This window comes from Pelagicoccus sp. SDUM812003 (genome assembly GCF_031127815.1).
Classification (GTDB): Bacteria; Verrucomicrobiota; Verrucomicrobiia; order Opitutales; family Opitutaceae; genus Pelagicoccus.
Genome location: NZ_JARXHY010000003.1, coordinates 351,772 through 377,107, shown reverse-complemented (window position 1 = coordinate 377,107; position 25,336 = coordinate 351,772). Strand labels below are relative to the sequence as shown.

Genomic DNA, 25,336 nt, shown 5'->3' with positions numbered 1-25,336 from the left:
GATCTACTAGCGGCACTGGGCGATGAACATGCGGGAGCTGGTGCCGTTTGAGCCGATGCGCACCTGATAGGGCGTATTGCAGCGCGGACAGTTCCCCACATAGGCCGTACCTGCGTCGTTCATGTAGAGACGCCCGTAGCAGGCGCAGCTAGCGAAACGTACTCCGAGAAACTTTTTCCCGTTTAGGGTGCGTCGAGTTGAGTGTTGCTGAGTCATTGGAGCTCCCTCCTTCCTTATTCTCGCTCCTGCAGAGCGTATTCAAATTCGCTCGACAAAACCTGCAATGCGCCGACTACGGTCAGCCACGCCTGATTGTCGCGCACGTACGGCTCGTAGCACTCCACCACGCCCGATTCGCCGTCCATCTGCCAGAGCATGAGGTAGTAGTCGAGGCCCGCCCCGCCATCGCCATAGGTCTCGCAACGGCTGACGCTGTCGTGATCCAGAAAGATGAACGCGGGATGATCCGGAGTCACCTCCGCCTGCAAGGCGTCGATCTGCGGGGATTTCATCTCGCCCTGACTGGCTTCGACCAGCTCCCAAACCGTCTCCTTGTACTGGGCCAGCGTGAAGAGTGGACGCTGTTCGTCCATGACGAGTGAATACACCTTCTCCGGTCCGTGAGCGGGCACGTGAATCAAGGAGATGTAATCCTTCGAAAAACGCCCTCCAGTTTGGCGTGGCACGAAGGCGAGTAGGGTTTCGAGGTATTTTTCGACGGCTGAAATCATTGTCTGTGGGTGGGTTCGGTGGGGTCGCTGATTTGTCTGAAAATTCGAATACGCTATCGAATTCTCTACCCGAGCAATCTGAGCACCGTTTCCGGCAGGGAGTTCGCCTGTGCCAGCATCGAGGTGCCCGCTTGGTTCAAGATCTGATACTTCGCCAGCTGGGTCGATTCCTCGGCCACGTCGATATCGCGGATGCGCGAGTTCGCCGCCTGCAGGTTCTCGCTCTGCACGTTAAGCTGCGAGTTCACAAGTTCGATGCGAGACTGCACCGATCCTACCTTCGAGCGTTCCTCGGCGATAAGGCGAACGGCTTGATCGATCGTATCCAAAACATTAGGACCTCCAAGCGTCATGGGGGAGGACTCGTCCAGAATCTCCGACATGGGAGCGCCGGTCAGGTCGATCATCTCGATAGTCATCTCCTGGCCTTTCGAGGCTCCGACCACCGTGGTGAGATTGGGCGAGCCGCTGAAAAGCGAAATGCCGTTGAAGGTGCCCATGGGCTCCGCGGTGCCGATCGACCAGGTGTCCCCATCGCCGATCACGCTGCGCAGCTGATCCTTGAGCGAATCGAACTCCGTCTGATAAAGCGCCTTGTCGTCCGCGGTGGTGGTCACGTCCTGAGCCATCACCGCCAACTCGCTCATGCGGTTGAGCGTCTTGTACATGCCCTCCATGAAACCGTCCGAGGTCTGCAAGAGAGACATGGCGGTTTGCGTATTGGTCTTGGCCGCGGCGATGCGCGACGACTGAGCGTTCAGCTTTTCCGAAATGGACAGCCCTGCGGCGTCATCGGAAGGCTTGATGATTTTCGATCCGGCGCTGAGGCGGGAAAGACTGCGGCTGAGCATCGCGGAATTTCGCTGCAAGCTCGCGGCTGCATCCACTGCATTCGAATTTGTATTGATAACCATACTACGACCTATTCCTTTAGGATTTTCTCAAGCTGTGCGAAGCGGTTCGACAGGCGGGCGTAGACGCCGCGCCGCGCCCCCTACTCCGCGTTAGGTTTTGGCTTCCTCTTGGAGGCTAGGCTCTGAGCGAGTCCGCTGAGCTTCGGTTTTGCAGGGGCTCCCACACCCGCTGCCACCGGAGTCGGCGTCGCGATCGCTTCCTTGTTGGCCTTTTGCATCTCCTCGAAGAGTTCCTTGCGCACGATCGGGATCGAACGCGGAGCGTCGATTCCGAGCTTCACCGTGTCTCCGTCGACACGGGTGATTCTTATCTCGATATTGTCGGCGATCACGATCGCCTCGTTCACTTTTCGGGAAAGTATAAGCATCTGAGAGTCCTTCCTTGGTTTTCTCTGTTTCGATTTAGGATGAACTCACAGCGCTGTCCGCGAGCAGCGGATGTCGGGCTGAAAACTTCATGTAGTTGACCGCGATGACCTGCTTGCCCTGCCCCGTCTTTCGATTGATCACGATGGGCGCGATCAGGTTGACCGTGGCGGCCTCGATATCGTTGTCCCGCAGCGTCACGATGTTGAGCACCAGCGCGTCGTCGGCGTTTTCGATGCCGAGCGTCTTGGCGTCCTCGTCTCCGATCTCCACATCGTAGTCGGACACGATCTGATGGGGCTCCACCACCACGAAGCCGAGCTCGTGGTGGGTCACGCTTCGGATCCACATGAAGGGAGCCTCTTCCTCGTTGATGAGGAGCTCGTAGCGGGTGGCGTCTTCGATGCCGATCAATCCGCTGGGCAGATCGAACTCCATGGGCTTGATCCAGACGTCCTTTTTGGACTGTGTTTCAGGTGCGACTTTCATTTCCTATTCGGTCTTGGTGGTTAGGCGGGCTTTAGAGGTAGTCCAGCAGCGACTGGTTGAGCACCTGGCCGGCGCTTTTCAGCGAGGCTTGGTACGCGTTTTGCACTTGGGTTAACCTAACCACAGTTTGAGCGATGTCCACATCGGCCTCGGCAGAGATGTTCTCTTCCAGGTCGGTGAAGCGCTGTTCGTTAAGCTTCAGATCGAATTCGATGCGCATTTGCACCGAACCCTGCCGGCTGAGGGCGAAGATGAGATCATCCTCCGAACTCTCCAGACTCTCCCGAGTAGCGGATCCGGACGGAGTGCCGGCTGCCAGCTCGTCTCTCAGGGTAATCATGCGGTTGATGAAGTCCCTGAACTTCTGATTGGTGGCTCCGTCAGTGAAGGGCTTGATGGTTCCGGACTCGGAAACGTGAAACTTTGTGCCTTCGGCCGCCCCGACATATTCCACCGAGACGATTTCCCCGTCGTCCGGAAAGCTGGCGACGGTGGAGGTGGCGCCGCCTGAATCGGTCATGGTGATCACTCCCGTTCCGAGGTTCTTCGAGTAGGAGTTGCCGCTGTCGTCGCGCATGTCGACCACTTCGAACGGCCGGTTGTCGCTGTCGGTGCCAGCGAAGATGAACTCCCCGTTGAAGCTGGCGTTGGCGCTCTGCATGGCGTGCTCGATCAGCTCGTCGACTTCCTCCGCGTAGGCCCTCAGGCCGTCCGGCCCCTTGATCCCGTCCGCAAGGGTGGCGATCTCGCTCACTCGGTCGGATATGTCGATGAAGTTCTGCAGCTGCGAAATCGTGGTGTTGTTGATGTTCTGAGCTCGAGCTGCGTTGCGAGAGAACTGGGTGATCTTTCCCTTCTCCTCCTGCATGTCGAGCACTCGGTTGGCGGACGCGGAGTCCTCCGAAACCTTGGAAAAGCGCTGCCCCGTCGCCACCTGCTCGTTGAGGTGATTCATGTCCTTCGTGACCCGCTGCAGGTGGCGCAGCAGCGTATCAGGGTAGGTGTTGGTGGTGACTCTCATCTTTAGTGGGAATAGATGGTTCTTGCGTATTCAGAAAATGGATTAGATCAGCCGGTTCACGATCACATCGAGCATCTCGTCGATGGCCCGGATCAGCTTACCCGTCGCTTCGTAGGCGCGCTGAAACTTCATCATGTCGGTCATTTCCTCGTCGAGGGAGACGCCGGAGACGGAGTCGCGCTGCTCCTTGAGCAGATTGAAAACGATTTTCTCGTCATCGAGGCGGCTTTCCACCTTGGCCGAGCTTTCGCCCATATCGGTGACGATGGAACGATAGAAGGAGCTCATGGTCCGGTTCTGCAAATCGCTGCCGCGGCTGCTGCTTCCGTCGAGGCGGGTCTCGTCCAGCTCCGCGATGGCGAGGATCAGCGAGCCGTCGCCCTTCTCCTGGGCGGAGTCGTTGGTCGTGCGCATGGTGCTGGCGGAGAGTCCGTCATCCAGCCGGATGTTCGCGGCCGAGAGCTCCTTGCGGCGGACGCTGGAGATCATGCCCTCGATGGTGGACGCCGAGGAGGAGGTGGTGGTGTTGGCTACGATGTAAGCCGCTGCCGCCGCCACTTGGCCGTCCACATCGGTCGAGCCATCCGCATCGATGGCAGTTTGCAGGTCGCTGGCGGATACGGATTCACCGAGCTCCGTGGCGATGGTTTCCGCGATGCTGGCGACGCTGGTCTCGTTGAAGAAATTCGAGCGCGTCACATCTCCCCCGGTATAGAGACCGTTCACTTCGGTAGCCAACGCGAGCGCAAGGTCGTCGAGGCCGCGCGCATAGGTGGAGATCGGTCCTTCCATCGCTTGTATGGATCCGTGGATACTTCCTCCTCTGACGTCGATCTCAACATTCTCGTCTACGATGCCAAACTTGGGAGAAATGCCGCTGAGATCCATCTCAACCTGCTTGAAGCGGCCTCGCTCCACCAGGTCTATGGTGGGCGACTTGCCGCCCACGGTGGGTATGTAGACGCGAATCTGACCGCTGCTTCCCGGGATCTCCTCGGAGCGCACCTGCATCTTGCTGGACAGGTCCTCCAGAAGGGCCTGGCGATGGTCGCGCAAGCTGAGGGCCTGTCCCTGCTGGGTGGATTCGGCCCGAGCGATCTCCGTGTTCAGACGGGCGATCTCTTCGATCAACTGATTCGCTTCGCCGAGATCGGTGCTGATCTGAAGCTCGAGATCGTCCTGCAGGTCGGTGAAGCGCTCCGCGGTGACGTTGAGCTTTTCCGTAAGGATCTGGGCCTTCTGCAGCATGGCCTCCTTCTCCGCGTCCGAACCGGGATTGGCGGAGAGCGAGTGCATGGCGTTGAAGAAATTGTTCAGCGTTTCCGCGATGCCACCCGAGCCGCCACCGTCGGAGGTCGCCCCGTCGATGAACGCCGAGTCGCCGGATCGCGTGATCTCCTGGCCGATGGCGCTTTCCGCCTTGGCCAGAGCTGACTGCTGGGCTTCGAGCGAGGCGTTCAGGCTGGTTTCGCGCATCACTTCGCGGTCCAGGACCAAATCGCGCATGTGTTCGAACCCCTGCACCTCCACACCAGTCCCCTGAGGGCCGGCCAAGGTCTGCACAACCCCGTCCTCGCCGATGACGACACGCTGGCGAGCGTATTCAGGATTGTTTACGTTCGCCATGTTGTTACCAGCAGTCGTCACGCCGTACCGGTGCGCGGTGAGCGCCTTGGTAGCGTTTGAAAGTTGGCCAAAAATGTTGTTGGACATGGGTTAGTGGGTCGTTGCGTGCAGGTGTAGCGAAAAAGCTTATACAAAAGCTCGATAGCGAGAAGGCGGAGCGGCGGTCTTGACCCCGACTCGTCCCTTCTTGGTGTAGGTCTTGTTGTAGTTCTCCGGCTGCAGCGACTGGAAGGTTTCGTGGGAAATCTCCATGGTGCGGGAGAGCAGCATGAAGTTCTGTCGAGCCTTCTGGCGGGTGCGACGCACCATGTGGTTCACTTCGTCCACCAAGGCCTGCAGCATGGGGCGCATGAAATCCGGGAAGTGAGCGAGCATCTGGGAGAGCGGCTGCTCCTCGTCCACCTTGCAAGCCCGAGCCATGCCGCGCACCATGGTCTCGCGCTGCTCGCGCAAGACGCCCATGTTGGTCATGTAGGACTCGATGTCCTCGTTGGTCTTCATCACCAGCTCCGGATCACGCTTGAAGATCTCCTGCTGCTGACGCTCCAGCAAATTATACAAACCTCCATACTCCTGCACTTCGTGGCGCAAAAGCTCGACCAGAGGATCCCAATCCTTTTCTTCAATTACATTACTCATGGGAATCGTTTCCCTCCGCGTTTAGATTTTCTGGAAACAACGTGGCTTGCAGCACCGATGAGAAGCCGAGCGAGCCCGACTGGGTGATGCTGTTGGCCAGCGAATCCTTGATCAAATGTTCGTACATCGGGCTGCCCTTGGCTCCGAAAAAGCCCGCTTCCTCGGTCATGGGCTTCAATGCTTCGTCAAGAAAGTTGCGAATAAGGACGCCCTCAAACTCGGCAGCGAGCTGGTCAACCTGCTCTTTTCGGGAAGCGTTGCCGGTCAGCATCTGCTCCTTCCACTGCTGACCGGTCAGACCGGCCATCGCTGAAGTTGTTACGTCCATAGTCTCGTTTTCTCGTTCCTTGTAGTGATTATTTGATGACAAGCTCGGCCTGCAGGGCGCCGGCGCTTTTCATGGCTTGAAAGATCGACATCATCTCGCGGGTGGAAACGCCCATGGCGTTCAGGGCCGCGGTGACCTGCTGGATGGTCGGGTACTCCGGGATCACGTGAAACGCGCCCAGCTCCTCGGTCACCTCCACCTCGGTACCTTCGGTCTCCACCGTGTCGCCCACGTTCGCGAAGGCCCCTGGCTGAGAGACGTTTTGCGAACGGGCGATAGTGATGCTGAGCGATCCGTGGCTGACCGCGACCGTCGAAATGCGCACCCCAGCGGTGGCCACGATGGTGCCGGTCCGCTCGTTGATCACGATGCGAGCGGGCGTGTCCGGATCCACGTTGATGCCTCCGATGGAGGAAATGAAATCGACCTCTCGACCCAAGTAGATCTCGGGGATGGTCACCTGCACCGCAGCGGAGTCCAAGGCGATGGTGCTGGTGGGGAAAATGACGTTGATGGCTTCCGCCAGACGCGACGCGGTGCTGTAGTCGGGGTTGCGCAAGAGGAAGCGCACGAAGCCGCCCTCTCCCACTTCCATGGGAATGGACCGTTCCACGATGGCCCCGTTGGCGATCATGCCCACCGTCGGATGATTCTTCTGCACCGTGGCCCCTCCAGGACCTGCGGCTCCACCGATGAAGCCGCCGACCGCGATCTGCCCTTGGGCCACCGCGTACACTTCGTCGTCCGCGCCCACCAGCGGGGTCTGCAGAAGAACGCCCCCTTGCAAGCTCTCGGCGTCTCCAATGGAGGAGACCGTGACGTCGATGCGGGTGCCCTCGCGAGCGAATGGAGGGATGTCCGCTGTGATCATCACCGCAGCCACGTTGTCCGCCTTCAATTCCTCGGGGTCTACCGTGAGGCCGAAACGCTTCAAAGAGTTCGCCACCGCGTTTATGGTCATGGGCGAGGCGCTATCGCCGTCGCCGGCGAGACCGACCACTAGACCGTAACCGACCAATTGGTTGTCTCGGCCTCCTTCGACGGTTACCAGATCCTTGACGCGAGCCGCGTGTAGGACACTGGCGGATACGCATAAAATGACAATGGCGCGGGCTAGAAAGTTCACTGTGTGCAGAAAGATGAGGTAGGTTGTAGGAATGCGGGCTAGAATACGTTCACCGCGTCAAGCAGCTGGTTGATCCAACCCTTGCGCTGGGCGGTCATGAGCTCGCCGTCGCCGATCACTTCGATGGAAGCGTTCACGACGTTGTACGACATGACGGTGTTGTTGGTGGAAACGTCATCGCCGCGCACGATTCCGCGCATCACGATGTATTGAGTTTCCTTTGACGTTTCCATCTTGCGAGCGCCTTCGATGACCAGATTCCCGTTAGGGAGCACGTCAACCACCAGGACTGCGATCTTGGCTTCGATCACGTTGGAGTCCGCCACGCTGCCGGTACCGCTGAAGGAGTCGGTGGGCGAAAACGCGATCTTGGGCAGATCTGCGCCGCCTTCGGCTGGATCGGGCACGTTGACGGTGTTTGGAATGACGAGAGAGGAGAGGCCATGAGAGACGTTGGTCGTCGAAGACGTATTCTTGGATGAACTACGATTCACGATGGTCTCCTCGTCGATTTGAACCATCAGGATATCGCCGATGCGGGTGGCGAGGCGATCGGCGTACATGCCAGCTTCGTTGTTCTTCTTGGAAGTCCAAAGCGACTTGGCAGAGCCTGTCGCGGCAAAAGCGAGTACGAGTGTAAGTAGAATTGAAATACGCATGAGATGGATTGGATTGATTGCTTAAAATACGACCTCGGCGCGATTCTCGCCGACAACTCTCGCTGAAAACTCCTTGGACGACTCGAGGTTTCGCAGCACGATGAGATCTCCATTCGATCCATCCTGACGCGCCACCGCTCGCATGGAGATCGATAGCAGTCCATTCACCGCGACCACCTCGACCAGCTCGCCCTTTCGGATAAGCGAGCGCTCGACGAGGTCGTTCCACTGCAAGGCCTTGCCCGGAACGATGTCGCGTCCGTACTCGTGCCGGAGCAGGTACTCGAGAGCGGCCGGCACGGCGTCCGGCTCGACCAGCATGTCGATCTGACGGGCCTCGAAATCGGAGGCGGAAGCGATGTCGCCGCGACGCAGATGAGCTCGAGGAAACCAAACGTCGGTGTAGAGGTGGGCCCGGAACGGGATGCTCCATTCGCCCAGCACGCCTTCCTCGTTTTCCACCTGGAAGCGAATGAGCACGTTTCCACGGTTGAGGCGGCTGGGGATGTTGATCAGATTCACGTTGAAAGGATGCGAGTACTTGGTCAGGTCCGGCAGGTCGCGCAATGGGATCAGCGTGATGTCTCCATTGGGACGAAGGCGGTCCTCCAAGGCCACAGTCACCGCCTCGTGCACGTCGGCGGTGAGGATGGCGCTGAAATTCGGATTCTGCTCCTGAGCGGCCACCTGGCGTTCTACCAGCTCGTCCTTGGCAGGCTGCTGAGCGCGCTGAACGAAAAGCGACTGCTTGCTGATGGGCGCCACGGACTCCACTGGAAGCGGAGCGAGGATATCGTCGAGAGAGGCGCGAGCAACGGCCGCGTAGATGGCGAAAGCGAGACAGACGCCGAAGATGAGCCTGAACTGTATCGAGTTTTTCATGACTAGCGCTTGAGCTGAGCGACTTGCTGCATCATGGAATCGGAAGTCTGAATGGACTTGGAGTTGATTTCATATGCTCGCTGAGCGAGGATCATGTTAACCATCTCCTCCACGATATTGACATTGGAGGTTTCGAGATAGCCCTGCTGCAGGGTCCCCGTTCCATCGGCGCCTGGATCCTGGATGGTGGGAGCGCCGCTGGCTTCGGTTTCACGGAAGAGGTTTCCTCCCAGCCCCAAAAGGCCGGACGGATTTCTGAATCGAGCCAGCTGGATCTGGTCACGGCCCTGCACCTCGCCGTTGTCGGAGAGGAAGGTGATGCCGCCGGACTCGTTGATCACCACCTTGGTGGCGCCAGCGGGAGGCGTGGGAAAGTCGAGCGCGGCCATGCCTTGGCTGTTGGTGATGGTGCCCTCCGGCCCGATCTTGAAGGCGCCGTCGCGAGTGTAGAGCGTTTCGCCTTCCGGACCGGTCATGCGGAAGAAGCCGTCACCTACGATGGCCACGTCCATCTGGTCGCCGGTCTGACTGACCTGGCCTTGGGTAAATACTTTAGAAGTGGATACGACTTGAGTACCGGTACCAACCTGAATGCCCGTGGGAAGAATGTTGCCACCCGAATCCGCTCCAACCGACTTGGGCACCTGGTAGAACATGTCCTGAAACTCCACCTTGCTCTTCTTGAAGCCGGTGGTGCTCACGTTGGCGATGTTGTTGGAAATGACGTTGAGGTTTGTCTGCTGGGCCTCCATGCCACTGGCTGCCGAGTAAAGTGAGATGCTCATAGTCGTTTAGTTCCGTTGAATTTAGTATCAGGTAAATGGTTACAGCCTATCAGGAAGCTCCTAGGGCTCGTATCGCTTTTTCGAGTACGGAATCATGCTCCTGGATCACTTTCTGGTTTACTTGGAAGGAGCGCGAGACGTTGATCAGGTTGATCATCTCGGTTGTGGAGGAGACGTTGCTCTGCTCGAGGGCGCCATGGCGAATGAAGGGATCTTCCAGGTGGCGCGTGATCTGGTTGCTGTTCGGTCCCAGCACGAAACCTCCGTGGGAACGGATCAGGTTTTCCGGATCGGAGATGCCGCGAATGCTCAGCTCGGCGATCTTCTGGCCGTTTTGGCGAAGCGTCCCGTCCTTCGCGGATTGCAGGCGTCCTCCGTCGGGCACGAGCTGGATGATGTTGCGGGTGTCCGACATGACGTGGAAACCTTGCTTGCTGACCAGCTCTCCGTCGTCGTTGAGCTTGAACTGACCATCGCGAGTGTAGACGAGCTGGCCATCGGGGGCGCGGAGTTCGAAGAAGCCATCTCCTTCTAGAGCGAAATCGAACTCGCTGTTGGTGATCTTGATGTTTCCGCTGGTGAAGTCCACCGAGCTGACCCCGCGGGTCTGGATCGAAGCGCGCTGCAAGACGTCGCCGAAAGCGCCTTTCACTCCAATCTTTCCGCTCTCCACGCCATCGAAGGAGATTTCGGCCTTCTTGTAGCCAGGAGTCGAAGATTGGGCGATGTTTTGGGCGATGGAATTGTTCCAGGCCTCAAGACCCGTCATCGCAGCCGCATTCTGATAGACACCGTTTAGCATTTGGACGCTTCCAAAGCATCGCATATGCCAACTGCACAACTACCTCATAAGCATCGCCTTACAAAACACATCTCGTCGTGGGGCAAATATTGCCTCCATCCGTGGGGCAGCTTCTGCAGGAGCTAGTCCTCGTAGCGGCAATCGATTTCGGTGACCTGCCCGCAGTTGCAGGTGACCACGATCTTGGTCACGCGGCCGTTTTCGGTGACGTAGGCCACGCGACTGCCGCCCTCTCCGCAGTCCTCCTTGAGCTCGGCGTCGGCCGCTTCGGGCAGCACAAGCTCGCCCAGGGGCTTCTGCCCGAGTTGCTTGGGGTCTTCCCTCGATTTCGGGGAATCTCCAACACGTTCTCTACCTGATAGATAGCTATCCATTTGAAAGTCTACCGGCCGAACTCCTCGGCCTCCTTCTGGCGGGCATCCAAGATGTTGAAGACCTCCGACAAGACAAGGCTTATCGAGACGCGGTCGTTGGCTTCAGCAGTGGGGTGCATGAATGGCAGCGGCTCCCGCGTGCCGTGAGCGGTGACGCTTTTAAACTGGCCGGCGCGCACCCCGTAGCGCTCCAGAAGGCGGCGCGTGCTATTGGCTCGGTCGCTGGAAAGCTCCCAGGCGGTGTATTCCCAGCCGTCGCCTTGAAATCCTTCGGAAACGTAGCCGTCGACCCGCACCATGAAATTGTGTCGCTGCACCAGCCAAGCGAGCGTCTCGATCACGAAAGAGCCCCAGGGCGTGTAGTCGGCGGTGTTTTCCACGAAAAAGGGATGGGCGTCGCGGTCGTAGAGCGTGACGCGCAGGCCATCGCTGGTCACATCCAGGTCCACCGGCTTCTGGTCCGGGTTGACGCTGTCGATGTTGAGCAGGCGCATGAACTCTTGAGCCATCTCGTAGAGCACCTTGAAATCGGAGATCTCCGCCTTGCCCTTGGCCTGGCCGGCCTGCTCCTTTTTCACACCTCCGTCGTTGGCCTTGTTGTTCAAGACCCCCATGGAGTTGTCCATCGGCGTATTGTAGGGATCCTGGAAATACTTGGCCAGGTCGCGCTTGAGGCTCTCGTCCTGCGAGGTCAGCCAAAGCACCATGAAAAGAGCCATCATCGCGGTCACGAAGTCCGCGTACGCCACCTTCCATGCTCCGCCGTGGTGTGTGCCAAGCTGCTTCATACGCTCGATTCCAACTAGGAGGTCGACGACTTGAGGATGTTTTCCAAATCATCCGCGCTCGGCACTAGGCTCGCCTCGAGGCTGCGACGAGCGAGCTCGACCGCCATGATGGGGGCCAGTCCGCGAGCGAAGGCACCGATGGAGCGGGACATGCAAATGTAGTAGGCCTCTTCGGCTTCGTTTCCGAACTCGATGATGTTGCAGAGCGGGTTAATAAATCCGTACGCTGCGAAGATCCCCAGGAAGGTACCCGAGAGAGCCGCGGAAATCTTGCCACCGATCACCATCACCCCTTGGTCAAGGAAGCTCATGGTCAGGATGATACCCATAACCGCCGCCACGATCCCGATTCCAGGGAGGGAGTCGCCCAACAGGTGGAGCACGTTGATGGGGCCATGGGCCGCCTGCTTCTTGGCATCGATTTCCGCCTTGAGCAGCGGCTCGAGCTGGTCGGGCTTGATCTTGCCGTCGATGATGGGCCGCAGGGCCGAGCAGAGAAAGGTCACCTTGTCCTTGTCGGCCAGAAACTTGGGGTAGTTCTGGAAGATGGAGCTCGATTCGGGGGAGCTCACGTGCTCGTCCAGAGCCAGCAGTCCGTTTCGGCGGCCGAGCATGAAGAGCTCGTACATGATCTTCATCAGATCGAGGTAGTCATCCTTGCCGGGACCGTTTCCCTTCAAGGTGCCCAGCACCGCATGAATGGTATGGATAAGCACATCCTTCGGAGCGCTGATGATCGCCACCCCAACCGTGATCCCGCCGATGGCGATGATTTCCGCAGGGTGCCACAGGAGCAGCAAGCTTCCTCCGGACATCAGAAACGCTCCGATGGCCGCGGCGACAACAATTACACCTCCTATGATTACAAACATGACTTCAGGACTCTGCTATCGGAGTCTTGCGGGATAACTTTACTCTCTCGGTGGAGAAAATTACTTATGCATCACGCTGGTGATGTAGCTTCTAAGGCTTATGATGGCCTGTGAGTGGATCTGGCAGATGCGAGATTCCGTCAGGCCAAAGACTTCCGCGATTTCCGCCAGGCGCATGTCCTGGAAGTAATACATGGCCAAAACCTTTCTCGGCGTCTCGGGCAACTGGTTGATGCGCTCCGCCACCAGACGAGTCACCTCGTCCTTCTCCATCTTGGAGGTCACCGGCACCACCGAATCGTCGGGAATCACCTCGTAGAGGTCCGCCCCTTCGCCATCGTCGCCGCCGGCGGAGGCCGGGTTGTCGAGCGGCAGGAAGCTCACTGGACGAGTTTCCGCCATGAGGGCCTCGTACTCCTTGTGGGTGAGACCGAGCTCCTTGCGGACCTCCTCCTCCTTCGCTGGACGGCCAAGGCGCTGCTCCAGCTCGTCGACGGTCTTGCGCAGCTTCTTGAAATTGGTACGGGCGTTGCGGGGCATCCAGTCCATGCGGCGCAGCTCGTCGAGGATGGCTCCTCGAATGCGCATGGCGGCATAGGAACCGAAAGACTTCTTCTGGGCAGGGTCGTACTTCTTAAGAGCGTTGATCAAGCCAGTGATACCGACGCTGTGCAGATCCTGCTCGTCGATATGAGGGGGGAGATTGATTTTGATGCGGGCCACAATCGAGCGCACCAAGGGCATGTACGTCTCGAAAAGCTCCGCCTGCTGGACAGGGGGCTTGGACGCATCCGACGCCGCGTACGCTTTCGCGGCGCGGGCCTTCTTTCCATTTGAACTGTCCTTCTTTCTCTCCTTCACGCTAACATCATTCATGGTTGGTTGGGTATTTATACGGGTTTCGATCCGCGCTCTTTAGCGTCATGCCGTTTTCTCTCTTCGGCTTCTGCCACCGCCGCGACGGCAGCCTGACGCTTCTCCATGAGCATTTGCCTTACATTCCTTATCCAAATTCCTGAGACCCAGAAGAACAGCAGCCCGCCAGCGACGCTTCCCACGCTCGCTTGCGTCAGAGCGGAAAGCGGATGCTTTCCCACTGCCAGACCGACGACGAACATGCCGACGAATCCGAACATTCCTCCAAGTAACATCATATATTTCATCGACTAACCGGCGCCTCCCGGGCCTCCGACCGATCCGCCTCGCTCCTGCCGCGCCGCCCCGCCGAAGCGAGTTGACGTCCATTCGGAAACGAACGCTCGAGCAAGTAGCTGAATGGTTCCATGGTGTATTCACCAGCTGGATTCGGACCTACGCAAAAGAAAAGCGGTTTGATCCTTCCGTTTAACAAAAACTTCCACAGTTTGCCCACCTTCCGCGTTTCCTCTAGATGAGTGAAGACCACGCGCGTCGCGCCGACCATCTCGCCTGCCGACATCATCTCGGCAATCAATTCCGCTTCGTAGGCAGCATTGACCACGAGGATGCGCTCATCGACCTCAAGCTCGTCTAAGGTATCTCTGCATGTATTGATAGAGTCCTGACTGGAGAGCGAAAAGCCTGGCATGTCGATCAGGAGAGGCGACTCTTCGGACACCGTTTCCACCTCTTCCAAAGACCGGGCCAAGGTGGCTCCCATGATCTCGCAAAAGACCTCCAGCGCATCGCTGGGATTGGGCAGATCGGAATCCACCTTGAGCACCGTCGGCGTCAATCCTCTGGCGAAAACGTCGCCTGAAAGCATTTTGCTCAACGCCGCTGTCTTACCCACGCCACTACAACCGAAAAACGCGCGTCGCGTCCCGACTGCATCGTTCTTCGTATTCGGAAAACGACTACGTAGCCAATCGCAGATCTTGGCATAGAGATCCATGGCGGACTGGGATCCGACATCCTTGAAATCGATCTCGCTGCGCATGCGCTCGATCAAGGTACGATCGAAGCCGACCGACTCCAGCATGGAGGTGGCGCGCTTGACCGCGTCCAAGGTTCCGCGCTTCACCGGATTGGCGGCGCTGCCTAGCGGGGCTTCCGCAGGGCTGGCCGCGCTCGCCTGCGGCTCCTCGGTCGCTGGCGGGGCGCTGTCTTCGAAGTCGGAAAAATAGCCGCTGCTGGCGGGCTTTTCCGGGACGTTTCGCTTGGCGTAAAGGTTTCCCAGTGCCTTGCCTTTGGGCTGAGGAGCATCCTCATGCGACCTCTCGTCACCCTGGCCGACCTGCTCAGGTCGCTGCTCCTTGGCCTCAGCGGGCTTGGGAGTTTCGGCCTTGGGAGCGGCGTGCTGGGAGGGAGCTGGGGTCGACGCTTTCTGCGGCTTGGTCGCTGGAACCGCCTTCTCCTGCGAAGGCACTTCGACAATGACCTCCAGGCGCGGCTTGCTGATGAGTCGCTTCAGCCCCCCGACTTCCACCTGCTTCACCGAGAGCACGCGAGCCGCGTCGCCGTAGCGTTCACGCAGCACGCTCACCGCTTCGCTGGCGCTGTTCACGAGAAGCTTTATCTGTGTGGTTGGGCTGGGCTGATTCTGGCTCATGGAAATTCGGTGACTCTATGGACTTCGGCTAGTTCGCTTGGGCGGCGGCGAAAGGACCTGCCTGGGCCGAGGCCGAGGCCCCTTCCGCTCTCATCTGCTTCTGCAAGTTCTGCTGGGCGAAGTCCGGGAAGAGGATGATCGCGTGGTTGTTGATCTCGGTGCTCGACGGGAGCTCCTGATAGGAAAGGATGTTCAGCTTCGGCAGCGACGGCTCGAAGAAGCGCTTGAAGGGAAGACGGATCTCGGCCGCGGTCACCAGGATGGGCAGGTAGCCGTTTTCGATCTGATCGTTAGCCTTGATGGCTAGCTCCCGTAGAAGATATTGGGCCATCTGGGGATCCAGCGACAGCGTGTAGTCCGTATTCGTTCTTTGGATCTTCGTAGCAAGAATCTGCTCGAGACGGGGATCCATGGTGATCGCTTTCAACACGCCCTTCTCCGCTTCATAGTCGGAGACGAAGAACTCGCCCGTGCGGCGACGCACGTATTCGGAAAGATCGTCCGGATTCTTGGAAATGTGAGCGAAGTCGCCTATGGCCTCCAGGATCAGCGTGAGATTTCGGATACCGACGTTTTCCTTCAAAAGGTTCTGCAACACGCGATGTATTATCCCTACGGATACAAGATCAGGGATCAGCTCCGACACCAGAGCTGGGTGGGACTCCTGCACGTGGTCGACCAGCTTCTGCACATCCTGACGAGACAGCAGGTGGTGGGCGTGATTCTTGAGGGCTTCCGAGAGATGGGTGATCAAAACCGAAGCGGCGTCCACCACGGAATAGCCATTGATCTCGGCCGTCTTCTTCTCGTCTTCGTCGATCCAGACCGCGTCGATACCGAAGACCGGCTCCTTGGTCGGGATGCCGTTGAGCTCCACCTCGCTGCCGGAAACGTTCATGGCCATCCAGCGACTGGTCACCACTTCGCCGCGAGCGATCTCCTTGTTGTGCAGCAGGAAGCGGTACTCCTGCCCTTCCAGCTCCATGTTGTCGCGCACCGCGATGGGCGGCACCACGATGCCCAGTTCGCCAGCGATGGTCTTGCGCACGCCGGTGACACGTTCCAGCAGATCGCCGCCTTGGGCCTTGTCCGCCAATGAGAGAAGATTGAATCCGATTTCTAGAGCAAACACGTCTACTTCGATTAGTTTTTCAAATTCAGCCGGAAGGTGCTTGGAATCCGATTGCGGGTCACCGCCCGACGCTCCTTGGGAGCGGCCAGCGGCTTTCGCTCGATTCGCCTCCTCCAGCTCTTTCTGTTTTTCCGCGATCCTGCGCTTCCCCTGCAGCTGCTGCATGGCGTAGGCCCCGCCGCCGCACAGCAGCGACATCGCGAGAAACGGCAGCAGCGGCATGCCTGGGATAAGACCGAAGATCGCGAGCATGGCCGCCAACACGCCCAAAGCCTTGGGATACGCGGCGACTTGCCCACCGATTTGCGAGCCGAGATCCTCGTCCTCGCCAGAGTTGCGCGTGACCAGCAAACCAGCCGCCATGGAGATGATCAGCGCCGGAATTTGGCTGACCAGACCGTCTCCAATGGAGAGCAAGGTGAACTTCTGCAGGGCTTCCTGAAAGCCGAGCTCCTGCTGCCACATGCCGATGGCGATACCTCCCAGCACGTTGATCACAGTGATCAAGATACCCGCCGTGGCGTCGCCTCGCACGAACTTGCTGGCGCCGTCCATCGAACCGTAGAAGTCGGCCTCCTTCTGCACCTTTTCGCGGCGCTGGGTGGCCTTGACTTCGTCGATGATACCGGCGTTCAACTCGGCATCGATTGCCATCTGCTTTCCCGGCATGGCATCCAAGGTGAAGCGAGCGGCCACTTCCGCGATACGGCCGGAACCCTTGGTGATGACGATGAAGTTGATGGCGACAAGGATCAGGAAGACCACCGTGCCCACGACGTAGTTGTTTCTCACTACAAAGGAGCCGAAGGATTCGATCACGTTGCCCGCGTATCCATCCAGTAGGATAAGTCGCGTCGACGCCACGTTGAGCCCCAGCCGGAACAGGGTGATCGCCAGCAAAACCGTTGGAAAGCCGGAGAACTCTGACGGTTCCTTGACGTAGACGATGATCAAAAGAATCAGCAAGGAGGAGCCGATGCTCGCCGCCAGCAGCATGTCCAGCATGATCGCGGGCAACGGCAGGACCAACAGCATGATAGTGCCGAAGAGGCCGAAAACCACCGCGGTTTCGCCGCGCTTCATCATGGAGAAGACGCCCTTGAAACTTACCCCATTCGAGTCACTCATTTAGCTGCCCTCTTTTCTGCGCGGCGGCGCTTAAGCTGGTGGAAATAGTAACGATGGGTCTTGTAGACGAAGGCCAGAATCTCCGCTACCGATTGGAACATCTCGACCGGAATGGCCGAGCCGACCTGAGCCACCTTGTACAGCATGCGAGCGACCATCTTGTTTTCCACGACGGGCACGCCATGCGAGGCAGCGACTTCCTTGATTCTTCGAGCGAAGGCGTTTTCGCCCTTAGCCAAAACCACCGGAGCCTGATCCACGCCACGCTCGTACTTCAAGGCCACGGCGTAGTGTGTTGGATTTGTCACTACAACATCGGCAGTCTCAACATCCTCCAGCATCTGCCCTTGCATCAAACGCATGGCCATCTGCATACGGGCCTTGCGCACCTCGGGGCTCATGTCCTGGTCCTTGCGCTCCTGCTTCACTTCCTCCTTGGTCATCTTCATCTGCTCCTTGGTCTTGTGCTTCTGGTAGAGGAAGCTGATGATGGCGATGATGCCGACCAAAGCGGTGAGACGGATGAAAACGTAGATGAAGGTTTCGGTGATAAACTCCCCGACGTGGCGGATATCGATGGCCGCGTAGAAAATCGGGTCCGCTACGATCTTCTTGATGGCCACCCAAAGCACCAGAGCGATGGCTGCGAGTTTGAGCAGGTCGATGCCAAACTTGACCAGCACGTCCTTTGAAACGAGCTGCTTGGCGCCGTTGATGGGGTTGAGCTTGTTGAAGCTGACCTTCAGGGCCTTGGGCGTAAGACGGAAGCCGGACTGTAGACCACCAGCCAATACAGCGGCGACGAAACCTGCGATGAGAAAGGGAGCGCTGAGCTTGCCCAGAGCGATGAGGACCTCTTTCGAGAAGAAGGCAATGTTGTCGGCCCGCAGGCTGATATTTCCCAGATTTCCCCAAACCAAGGAGCTGATATCGAAGGCGCCCGAGGCCACGCGTTCCCCGACCAGCATCACCACCAGCAAGGCGGCAAGCAGGGTAAAGGTCGTGCCAATCTCCTGGGCCTTGGCGAAGTTACCCTCCTTCATGGCCTCGCTGAGGCGCTTGGCTGTTGGATCCTCTGTCTTCGATTCTTTGTCAGCGTCTGCCATGTCGTCTAGGCCTCCGGTCTGAAGAAGATGAAGCGCAGCATCATCTCAGGGGTTTCGTGCAGGTAGTTCATCGCGTAGTGGGCGATCAGTCCGATCGTCACCACCAGCACCGACGTTCCGATGAAGATTCTCACCGAGAAGCTGAGAATGAAAACGTTCAGCTTGGGCACCACCTTTCCTAGGGTGGCGAAAATGAGATTGATAAGGAAGTTCACCGCGATGACCGGAGCGCTCATGAGCACGCCGATCTTGAAGATGTCGGCCGTTTTGAGCACGAGCGTATCCGCGGCGAAGCTGTTGGGAGTGAAGTAGCCGATCGGGGCGACTTCGAAGCTCATGATGAAGGCGCGCAGGATGTCGTATTCGGTGCCGGAGAGCAGCATCATCAATCCGAAGAAATAGATGATGGTCCCCAGTGGATTGCCTTGGCTGGAGGCGCTGGACGGGTCGAACTCAGGCCCTGGCATCAAGCCGATCTGCATGGTCAAGACATGGGCCGCGAAATCCAGAACGAAGAAGATCATGCGGATGGCGATGCCGATGCTCAGCCCGACCGCGATCTCCTTGGCGGTCCAAACAACCAGTTCGAGAATCGATATCGGTTGCGTATCCAGATCCCCTACCAGCGGCATCGCCATGAAGCCGAAGGCCGCCGCGAGAGTGACCTTGGCGATGGCTGGTATGGTCTTATGCGAGAAGACGGGCGCGATCATGAACATGCCCAGCACTCGGGCCAGGACCATCATGAAAACGAGTATGTCTCCTATAGTGAACATTTGGATACGTCGGTGAAAGGTATTAGAATCCGATTTCGGGAATCTTCTGGTACACCTCGATGGTGAAGCTCATGAGGGTGCGCATCAGCCAAGCCGACCCGACGATGAGCACGCCGCCGACGGCGAAGAGCTTGGGAGCGAACGACAGGGTCTGCTCCTGGATGCTAGTGACCGATTGGAACAGGCTGATGACCAGACCGACCACAATGGTGGTGATCAAGATAGGAGCCACCAGCATAAGGGCGTTGGTCACCGCCTGGCGGAAGAGTTCGATAGCGGTTTCGAGATTCATATGTTGAAGCTTTGTACCAAGGATTTGATTACAAGCGTCCACCCGTCCACGAGAACGAAGAGCAGCAGCTTGAAAGGAAGGGAAATGACCACCGGAGGCATCATCATCATACCCATGGCCATCAGCGTGGTGCCGACCAGGAAGTCGATCATGATGAAGGGTAGGAAGATGAGAAAGCCCATCTGGAACGCGGTGCGGATCTCGCTCATCACGAAGGCGGGCACCACTACGCGCATGGGCAGTTCGGAAGCGGCGGTGGGACCGGCGGAAGAGAGGTCGAGAAAGAACTCCACGTCGCTGAGCTTGGTTTGGTTGAGCATGAACTCGCGCAGCGGAGCGGCTCCGACTTCGAAGGCTTCCGCGGTGGTGATCTCCTTGGCCATCAGCGGCTGCAGGGCGTTCTCGTTCACCTCGGTGAGAATCGGCTGCATGATGAAGAAGGTGATGACCAACGCCAGACCGACGATGATCTGATTGGAGGGCGCCTGATGTACGCCCATGGCGGTGCGAACGAAGCCCAGCACGATGATGATGCGGGTGAAGCTGGTCATCAGAACCACAATGGAGGGTCCCAGCGTGAGCAGAGTCATCAAGAGGACGACCTGAATGGCGGCCCCTACATCTTGCTGGGAGTCCTCGCCGCCCATGTTCACGCTCAGCTGCAGACCTGGCCCCGAGGGAGCGGCGGGAGCCGTCTGGGCGACCGCGTTCACGCCGAAGCACGAAAGGCCGAGAAAAAGCAAAACGATTGCTCCGAGGCGGCTCACTGAGCTCCTCCTTCGTTCTTCACCTGCATCTGATCGAGCTGCGAGAAGTCCGCCGGCACGCCGCTGAGGTTGGTCAGGTAGTCGATCTTGCCCGGACCCACTCCAAGCAGAAGCTTCTGCTGCTCGTATTCCACCACCATGATGAACTGGCGATTGCCCAGCATGCGGGTTTCCGCGATCTTCAGCTTGCCCTCTCCTTTGGCGAAGGGCTTGCGGATCATGCCGCGCTTGAAGAGATACCAAACCGCCACCGCGAGCGCCCCTACGATCAGAACGTAACCCAGGATGGAAATCATCGCTCCGAAAGAGGCGTCCCCATTGGAGAAGAGCCCCTGCATCGCTTCGTCGTCTTGAGCCCCCTGTCCGGCCGCCTCCGTCGACTGACGCGGCTCGATGATCTGGTCCGCATCGATGGCTGCCCAGAGCGGGGCATCGAAAGCGGTCGCTGCGAGGAAACAAAGGGCAGCAAGAATGGTACGAGTGGACATAGGATGTAAGCGGTGGTTGGTGCGCCTCGAACTTAGCAACCTAGGTGCCAACGAGTTTTCACCGAACGTAAGCCACTGTAGATCAAAGCGATAAAAGTGCTTTTTTTATTTAAGTTCCCCCTCCGCCTGCCGACTAGGCAGAAGTTTCCCACTGGGGTCTAGTCCTCAAATTCCTAATTTTCCCTACGGGGTAGGTCGGGGCGGACATCGAGGAGATCCGGCCCTCGGGGTCCGGGAGCATGAAAAAAGGCCGCCCCAAACGCAGGGCGGCCTTTTCTCTAAAGTCAGTTGCTCTCCAAATTCCTCTGAGAGCTCGGCAAGCGGCTAGCCGCTGGCCATTTCGGTGATCTTGATGCCGAAGTTGTCCTCGACCACCACTACTTCGCCGTAGGCGATGAGCTTCTCGTTCACGTACAGCCCGACAGGATCTTTGGCTTCCTGGTTGAGCTGGATGACGGAGCCGGGGGTCAGCTCCATAACTTCCTTCATGGGCATTCTGCAGGAACCCAGACGCACCGTCAGCTTGACGCGCACGTCCATCAGGAGCCCAAGGTCCTTTGTCTCTTCCAACATGTTCATTCTTCGGATTCTTCCTCCACCTTCTTGTTAATTTTCACGGCTACCCGATTGTTCTCCAGGCCGATCTCTCCGGTGAATCGGACGGTGTTGGCCAAGCGAACGCGGGTGTTTTTCAAAACTGTCTTGGGAAAACGGATGACATCCCCGGGGCGAAGATTGAGCACTTCCTTGGTGGTGAGGCTGTCGCCGTCCCACTCAGCCTGCACCGGGATGCTGATGTCGTTGAAACTGGATTGCCAGGAGCTTTCGGCTCCGGAGTTGTCGAGCCCCAGATCGCGCTCTTTGGCCTCGTGCATCTTCTTGATGATGGGCTCGAGCGTGTAGTAGGGCAGGCCGATCTGGATGGTTTCGGAGCAGTCCCCCACTCCAGCTTCCATGGACAGCACCAGCATGATGGCGTCCGCGGGCGAGGTTTCCAGGAAGCGGCCGTTGCTCTCATGGCCGATGATGGAGGTGTCGAGCTCCTGCTCGGTCTTCCACTGGCGGCACCATTCCTCCAGCACGATGCCCACCACGTCGTCGACCAGGTTGGTCTCGATCTCGGTGAGGTAGCGCTCGCCCTGCACGGAGTGGCCCTTGCCGCCTAGCATGCGGTCCACCATGGTGAGGGCCAGGCGGGGGTTGATGTCGATGACGCCCACCCCGAAGAGCTGCTCGATCTTGAAGAGCACCACGTGGGCGGGATTGGGGATGGTTTCGGTAAACTTGCTGTAGGTCAGCGTGGAGAGGCGCGACATCTTCAGCGAGTATTCCAGGCGCAGGAAGATGGAAAGTCGGGCCGCCAGGTAGCGGATGAACTCCTCGTGGCGGATACGGACGCGGCGCAGCTCCACTTCGGTGAGGAAGATGGGGTTGCGGAAGTCGTAGGGCTCGATGCGCGTGCCCTTGGGAGCCTTCACCTTGTTGCCTTCGGGATCGTAGATGATCTCCTCGGGCTCCTCCATCGCCTCCGCGATGAGAGCGTCGATGTCGGTTTGGTTTAGAAGTTCCCCGTTCTCGTCCGTTTCGCCACTCATGACAGGAATCCTATTGAACTACGAATTGGGAAAAGGAGATGTCCTCGACAAGCGGCTCGCCCAGCACGTGGTTGAACCCTTGCTTGAGCTGGTTGCGCACGATGTTCTTCATCTCGCGTCGCTCCAAGTCGGCCAGCGTGAGGTTGCCCAAGACGCTGATCGCCACGTCCTTCATGCGGTCGGTTTTCTTGTCGACCTCTTCCTGAAGGTGCGGATTGGCGCTGTAGACCGAAAAGATCACCTGCACGAAGCGGGTCTGGCTGGTGCCTTTCACGTTGGTCACCACCGGCTCGAAGGTCACTTTGTACTCCTCGCCCGAGGTGTCGTAGGAGATATCCAAATCCTCCGCCGTCAACTCCGGCTCCATGCCCGGTTCAGGCAGCTCAGCCTTGATCATGGGGATGATCATAAACTTAAACATCGCAAAGGAGATTATCGGCATGAGCACGATAACGAGGAGGGCGGGAAGCATCCCGCTACCTCCTCCACCCTTCGCGGACTGTTTTGGGGCTTCTGAAGCTTCTGTTTCTTCTGCCATATTCTCAGTCGTTGCGGGTTAGTTACTACTTACTACTAGGTTAGTTGGTTGGGAAAGCCTATCGCTTCAGGTTCACGACTTCCTGCAGGATGTCGTCCGAAACGGTGATGATGCGCGAGCCAGCCTGGAAGCCACGCTGGGTGGTGATCATGTTGGCGAACTCGTTGGTGAGATCCACGTTGGAGAGCTCGAGGGCGCCCTGCTTGATGAGGCCGAGACCGTTGCGGCCCGCCACGTGCAAGCCGTCGTTGTTGTCGGCCGCCGCCTTCAGACCGGCCGCTCCGAAGCTGCTGTAGAGGTTCTGGCCTTCGCGGATGAGGGCGGTCTTGTCGTTGAAGTCGACCAGCATGACGCGTCCGCGCTCGAAGCTGTCACCGTTGGAAAGGAAGTACTTGATGCTGCCTTCGGAGTCGATGGCGAAGCGGCTCAGGTCAGGCGTCTTGTCGGCCCGGACCTGGGCGATGAGGGCCTCGGCCTCGCTCAGACTATTCGGGTAGGTGGAGACGACGTTGTTGACGGTGCCTTGGAAATCGATGGTCGAGTCCCAGCTCAAGTCGCCATTGTCCACAAAGAGGTGCTGCACGGCATTTCCGTCGATCTCGATGGGTCGCACGTTCATCTGCGACAGGTAGGGAGAACCGGGATTGGCCGCGTTCCAGGCGGTGATGGCCCCGGCTCGAAGAGAGGGATCGGTGGCGAAGTCCGCGGCGGTGATGCTGGTGCCGTTCGCGGTGTTGTAGGCCGCGGCGAGATTGGCCTCGGAGGGGTTGTAAGCTGCCAGGGCGGCCGTTTCCAAGCTGGCGTCGGCCAGCATGTCGGCGGCGGTATGCGTGGTACCGTTGGCCGCGTTGTAGGCCGCGATCACGTTGTCTGCGTTGGCCGCGTTGGCGGTGTTCTGGGTTTCGATCTGACCACTGAACATGCGGTAGAAGAAGTCGCTGCTCACGGCCTGCTTGATCTCGGCGTCGGTGACCACGCCTCCGCCGTTGACGCCTTCCACGCTCTTGTTGCGCAAGGCGGTCAGGTCCGCCACGGCGCTTTCCATGAAGGCGTGCCAGCCGGTGACGCCTTCGATGTTTCCGCCGTCTTCGCTCATGACGAAAGCGCCCACGCGATGGGCCGAGAGCTCGTCGGCGCCGTAGATGAATTTCATGTCGCCCGTGGCGTCGTCAACGCCGATGGAGCCCCAGGTGGCCACTTCGTTAGCGTTGTGGGAAATGAGTTCGTTGGTGAACATGACCGCTTCGCGAGGCATGTTTCCTTCCAAGTGCTGGGAACCAACCACGCCGGCGTCGTCCTTGTTGTAGTCGAGGCGAATGTCGCCGATCTCGAAGGGATCGATGGTGCCGGTTTGAGAGTCGAGATTCGGCACGAAGGACCATTCGCCGTCCGCGTTGACGTCCACCTCGAAGCCGATGGATCCGCCAGTCATGCCCTGGACGCGCATGCCGCTGGAAGTGACGAGGTAGCCGTTGTCGTCGATACGGAAGTCGCCGCCGCGGGTGGCGTACTCGGCATCGTTGTTTCGCGGATCGTTGACGAGGAAGAAGCCTTCGCCGGAGATGGCGAGGTCGGTGAGCTGGTTGGTCGCGGAGAGGCCGCCCTGGTGGAACTGGCCCACGATACCCTCAACCTGCACACCGAGACCGACTTGGGAGGCCTGGACGTTGGAACCCTCGGTGCCGTTTGGCGATGGCGCGGACTGCTGCAGCACCTGGTTGAAGGTTTCCGAGTATTTGATACGGGAGGATTTGAAGGAAACCGTGTTCACGTTCGCGATGTTGTTTCCGATCACCTCCATGCCCTTAGAAAAGCTGGTGAGGGCGCTGATTCCGCTGCTGAGTGCTCCGAATGCCATGATAGTTTAGTCTCTCTTAAATTGGTTTTTAGTTGGAAATGGGTGGGAGGAAATTGGGTTAGCCGTCGGCGGTGGTATCGTCCGAAGCGCCGTCGTCGCCGCCGGCGTTGGATCCGCCGTCGCTGGAGGCGTTGCCAGCCTCGACCTTGTAGACCGTATTCACATCGCGGCCATCGGTGTTCTTGCCGTCAAAGAAGAGCAGCGTCTGGTCGTCCTTATTCTCGACCGCCGTCACCTGCCCGACCTCGCCGGTGGAAAGGCTCACCGTCTTGCCGATGTAGTTCTGGGCGGCGGCGAACTGCTGGATGCTGGTGAACTTCTCGAAACTCGAGGTGAGCTGGGAAGTCATTTCCAGTTGGCTGAAGTTCGCCATCTGGGCGATGAAAGCGGTGTCCTCCATCGGCTTGAGAGGGTCCTGAGAGGAGAGCTGGGTGGTGAGGAGCTTGAAGAAGTCCTCCTGTCCGAGCTGCTTTTGCTCGACTCTTTGTTCGGTCGACCGCGGGTCTCTCGACGTGATAACGTTCTCGAGTCCTTGAGCTCCGGTGCTTGTCGCTTCGATGGCCATTTATGGGATTGGATCGGTTTGGGTTGTCTGAGTTACGCGTACTTGTTTCGAGACAGGACCCATCTAAGCAACGGCGATGCCAATCCAACCACACCGCAGCTTAAGTCGTTGTTCTTGAACGCTATAAAAACCGTTTTTTATTCCTCGCCTACCCTGCTA

Annotated in this window: 31 protein-coding genes; all 31 read right to left on the bottom strand. The window is 58.5% G+C overall.

The genetic code is table 11. The features are described from left to right. Nucleotides 1-6 precede the first annotated feature (6 nt). Nucleotides 7-216, bottom strand: coding sequence for a hypothetical protein (locus QEH54_RS06030; RefSeq protein WP_309017744.1), 210 nt, complete (start codon nt 214-216; stop codon nt 7-9). 17 nt (nt 217-233) lie between these two features. Continuing rightward, nucleotides 234-731: a hypothetical protein gene (locus QEH54_RS06025; protein WP_309017743.1), complete on the bottom strand. Its 498-nt coding sequence runs from the start codon at nt 729-731 to the stop codon at nt 234-236. 65 nt (nt 732-796) lie between these two features. Next, entirely contained in the window at nt 797-1,645 is an 849-nt protein-coding gene (locus QEH54_RS06020) for a flagellin (RefSeq protein WP_309017742.1), read from the bottom strand. An 80-nt stretch (nt 1,646-1,725) separates the two neighbouring features. Next, nucleotides 1,726-2,013 (bottom strand): carbon storage regulator CsrA, encoded by a 288-nt coding sequence (gene csrA / locus QEH54_RS06015; protein ID WP_309017741.1) that lies wholly within the window; start codon nt 2,011-2,013, stop codon nt 1,726-1,728. A gap of 34 nt (nt 2,014-2,047) precedes the next feature. Then, nucleotides 2,048-2,500: a flagellar assembly protein FliW gene (locus QEH54_RS06010; protein WP_309017740.1), complete on the bottom strand. Its 453-nt coding sequence runs from the start codon at nt 2,498-2,500 to the stop codon at nt 2,048-2,050. A 31-nt stretch (nt 2,501-2,531) separates the two neighbouring features. Continuing rightward, nucleotides 2,532-3,521 (bottom strand): hypothetical protein, encoded by a 990-nt coding sequence (locus QEH54_RS06005; RefSeq protein WP_309017739.1) that lies wholly within the window; start codon nt 3,519-3,521, stop codon nt 2,532-2,534. A gap of 42 nt (nt 3,522-3,563) precedes the next feature. Continuing rightward, the gene (locus tag QEH54_RS06000; RefSeq protein ID WP_309017738.1) at nt 3,564-5,234 is read right to left on the bottom strand and encodes a flagellar basal body rod C-terminal domain-containing protein; all 1,671 of its coding nucleotides are present in this window, start codon (nt 5,232-5,234) and stop codon (nt 3,564-3,566) included. A 39-nt stretch (nt 5,235-5,273) separates the two neighbouring features. After that, a complete protein-coding gene (locus tag QEH54_RS05995; RefSeq protein WP_309017737.1) occupies nt 5,274-5,786 on the bottom strand; it encodes a flagellar protein FlgN in 513 nt (170 codons plus the stop codon). After that, nucleotides 5,779-6,114, bottom strand: a complete 336-nt coding sequence (locus QEH54_RS05990) for a hypothetical protein (protein ID WP_309017736.1) — start codon at nt 6,112-6,114, stop codon at nt 5,779-5,781. Before QEH54_RS05990 ends, QEH54_RS05995 begins: the two co-directional genes overlap by 8 nt. Nucleotides 6,115-6,142: 28 nt before the next feature. Continuing rightward, nucleotides 6,143-7,240 (bottom strand): flagellar basal body P-ring protein FlgI, encoded by a 1,098-nt coding sequence (locus tag QEH54_RS05985; RefSeq protein ID WP_309017735.1) that lies wholly within the window; start codon nt 7,238-7,240, stop codon nt 6,143-6,145. Between the two features lie 38 nt (nt 7,241-7,278). Continuing rightward, the gene (locus QEH54_RS05980; RefSeq protein ID WP_309017734.1) at nt 7,279-7,899 is read right to left on the bottom strand and encodes a flagellar basal body L-ring protein FlgH; all 621 of its coding nucleotides are present in this window, start codon (nt 7,897-7,899) and stop codon (nt 7,279-7,281) included. 21 nt (nt 7,900-7,920) lie between these two features. Next, a complete protein-coding gene (gene flgA / locus QEH54_RS05975) occupies nt 7,921-8,781 on the bottom strand; it encodes a flagellar basal body P-ring formation chaperone FlgA (RefSeq protein WP_309017733.1) in 861 nt (286 codons plus the stop codon). A 2-nt stretch (nt 8,782-8,783) separates the two neighbouring features. After that, the gene (gene flgG / locus QEH54_RS05970; protein ID WP_309017732.1) at nt 8,784-9,566 is read right to left on the bottom strand and encodes a flagellar basal-body rod protein FlgG; all 783 of its coding nucleotides are present in this window, start codon (nt 9,564-9,566) and stop codon (nt 8,784-8,786) included. A gap of 49 nt (nt 9,567-9,615) precedes the next feature. Then, entirely contained in the window at nt 9,616-10,368 is a 753-nt protein-coding gene (locus QEH54_RS05965; RefSeq protein WP_309017731.1) for a flagellar hook-basal body protein, read from the bottom strand. A 122-nt stretch (nt 10,369-10,490) separates the two neighbouring features. Continuing rightward, nucleotides 10,491-10,742 (bottom strand): hypothetical protein, encoded by a 252-nt coding sequence (locus QEH54_RS05960; protein WP_309017730.1) that lies wholly within the window; start codon nt 10,740-10,742, stop codon nt 10,491-10,493. 8 nt (nt 10,743-10,750) lie between these two features. After that, on the bottom strand, nt 10,751-11,530 hold the full coding sequence (locus QEH54_RS05955) for a flagellar motor protein MotB (RefSeq protein WP_309017729.1): 780 nt from the start codon (nt 11,528-11,530) through the stop codon (nt 10,751-10,753). A gap of 14 nt (nt 11,531-11,544) precedes the next feature. Then, nucleotides 11,545-12,402: a motility-associated protein gene (locus tag QEH54_RS05950; RefSeq protein WP_309017728.1), complete on the bottom strand. Its 858-nt coding sequence runs from the start codon at nt 12,400-12,402 to the stop codon at nt 11,545-11,547. A 60-nt stretch (nt 12,403-12,462) separates the two neighbouring features. Next, the gene (locus tag QEH54_RS05945) at nt 12,463-13,278 is read right to left on the bottom strand and encodes a FliA/WhiG family RNA polymerase sigma factor (RefSeq protein WP_309017727.1); all 816 of its coding nucleotides are present in this window, start codon (nt 13,276-13,278) and stop codon (nt 12,463-12,465) included. 14 nt (nt 13,279-13,292) lie between these two features. Beyond that, nucleotides 13,293-13,556, bottom strand: a complete 264-nt coding sequence (locus QEH54_RS05940) for a hypothetical protein (RefSeq protein WP_309017726.1) — start codon at nt 13,554-13,556, stop codon at nt 13,293-13,295. A gap of 5 nt (nt 13,557-13,561) precedes the next feature. Further along, the gene (locus QEH54_RS05935; RefSeq protein ID WP_309017725.1) at nt 13,562-14,932 is read right to left on the bottom strand and encodes a hypothetical protein; all 1,371 of its coding nucleotides are present in this window, start codon (nt 14,930-14,932) and stop codon (nt 13,562-13,564) included. A 28-nt stretch (nt 14,933-14,960) separates the two neighbouring features. Then, nucleotides 14,961-17,192, bottom strand: a complete 2,232-nt coding sequence (flhA, locus tag QEH54_RS05930; protein ID WP_309017724.1) for a flagellar biosynthesis protein FlhA — start codon at nt 17,190-17,192, stop codon at nt 14,961-14,963. After that, the gene (locus tag QEH54_RS05925; protein WP_309017723.1) at nt 17,189-18,298 is read right to left on the bottom strand and encodes an EscU/YscU/HrcU family type III secretion system export apparatus switch protein; all 1,110 of its coding nucleotides are present in this window, start codon (nt 18,296-18,298) and stop codon (nt 17,189-17,191) included. Before QEH54_RS05925 ends, flhA begins: the two co-directional genes overlap by 4 nt. Nucleotides 18,299-18,303: 5 nt before the next feature. Next, complete coding sequence (locus QEH54_RS05920) at nt 18,304-19,074, bottom strand: flagellar biosynthetic protein FliR (protein ID WP_309017722.1); 771 nt, start codon at nt 19,072-19,074, stop codon at nt 18,304-18,306. Between the two features lie 22 nt (nt 19,075-19,096). Next, entirely contained in the window at nt 19,097-19,366 is a 270-nt protein-coding gene (gene fliQ, locus QEH54_RS05915; RefSeq protein ID WP_309017721.1) for a flagellar biosynthesis protein FliQ, read from the bottom strand. Continuing rightward, nucleotides 19,363-20,133: a flagellar type III secretion system pore protein FliP gene (gene fliP, locus QEH54_RS05910; protein WP_309017720.1), complete on the bottom strand. Its 771-nt coding sequence runs from the start codon at nt 20,131-20,133 to the stop codon at nt 19,363-19,365. The genes fliQ and fliP overlap by 4 nt, the downstream gene beginning before the upstream one ends. Then, nucleotides 20,130-20,621 (bottom strand): flagellar biosynthetic protein FliO, encoded by a 492-nt coding sequence (locus QEH54_RS05905; RefSeq protein WP_309017719.1) that lies wholly within the window; start codon nt 20,619-20,621, stop codon nt 20,130-20,132. Before QEH54_RS05905 ends, fliP begins: the two co-directional genes overlap by 4 nt. A 324-nt stretch (nt 20,622-20,945) precedes the next feature. Beyond that, the gene (gene fliN / locus QEH54_RS05900) at nt 20,946-21,194 is read right to left on the bottom strand and encodes a flagellar motor switch protein FliN (RefSeq protein WP_309017718.1); all 249 of its coding nucleotides are present in this window, start codon (nt 21,192-21,194) and stop codon (nt 20,946-20,948) included. Nucleotides 21,195-21,196: 2 nt separating this feature from the next. Next, entirely contained in the window at nt 21,197-22,216 is a 1,020-nt protein-coding gene (locus QEH54_RS05895; protein WP_309017717.1) for a FliM/FliN family flagellar motor switch protein, read from the bottom strand. A gap of 10 nt (nt 22,217-22,226) precedes the next feature. Further along, entirely contained in the window at nt 22,227-22,688 is a 462-nt protein-coding gene (locus tag QEH54_RS05890) for a flagellar basal body-associated FliL family protein (RefSeq protein WP_309017716.1), read from the bottom strand. Between the two features lie 124 nt (nt 22,689-22,812). Then, a complete protein-coding gene (locus QEH54_RS05885; RefSeq protein ID WP_309017715.1) occupies nt 22,813-24,612 on the bottom strand; it encodes a flagellar hook-basal body complex protein in 1,800 nt (599 codons plus the stop codon). Nucleotides 24,613-24,670: 58 nt separating this feature from the next. Further along, the gene (locus QEH54_RS05880) at nt 24,671-25,177 is read right to left on the bottom strand and encodes a flagellar hook capping FlgD N-terminal domain-containing protein (RefSeq protein WP_309017714.1); all 507 of its coding nucleotides are present in this window, start codon (nt 25,175-25,177) and stop codon (nt 24,671-24,673) included. Between the last annotated feature and the right edge of the window lie 159 nt (nt 25,178-25,336).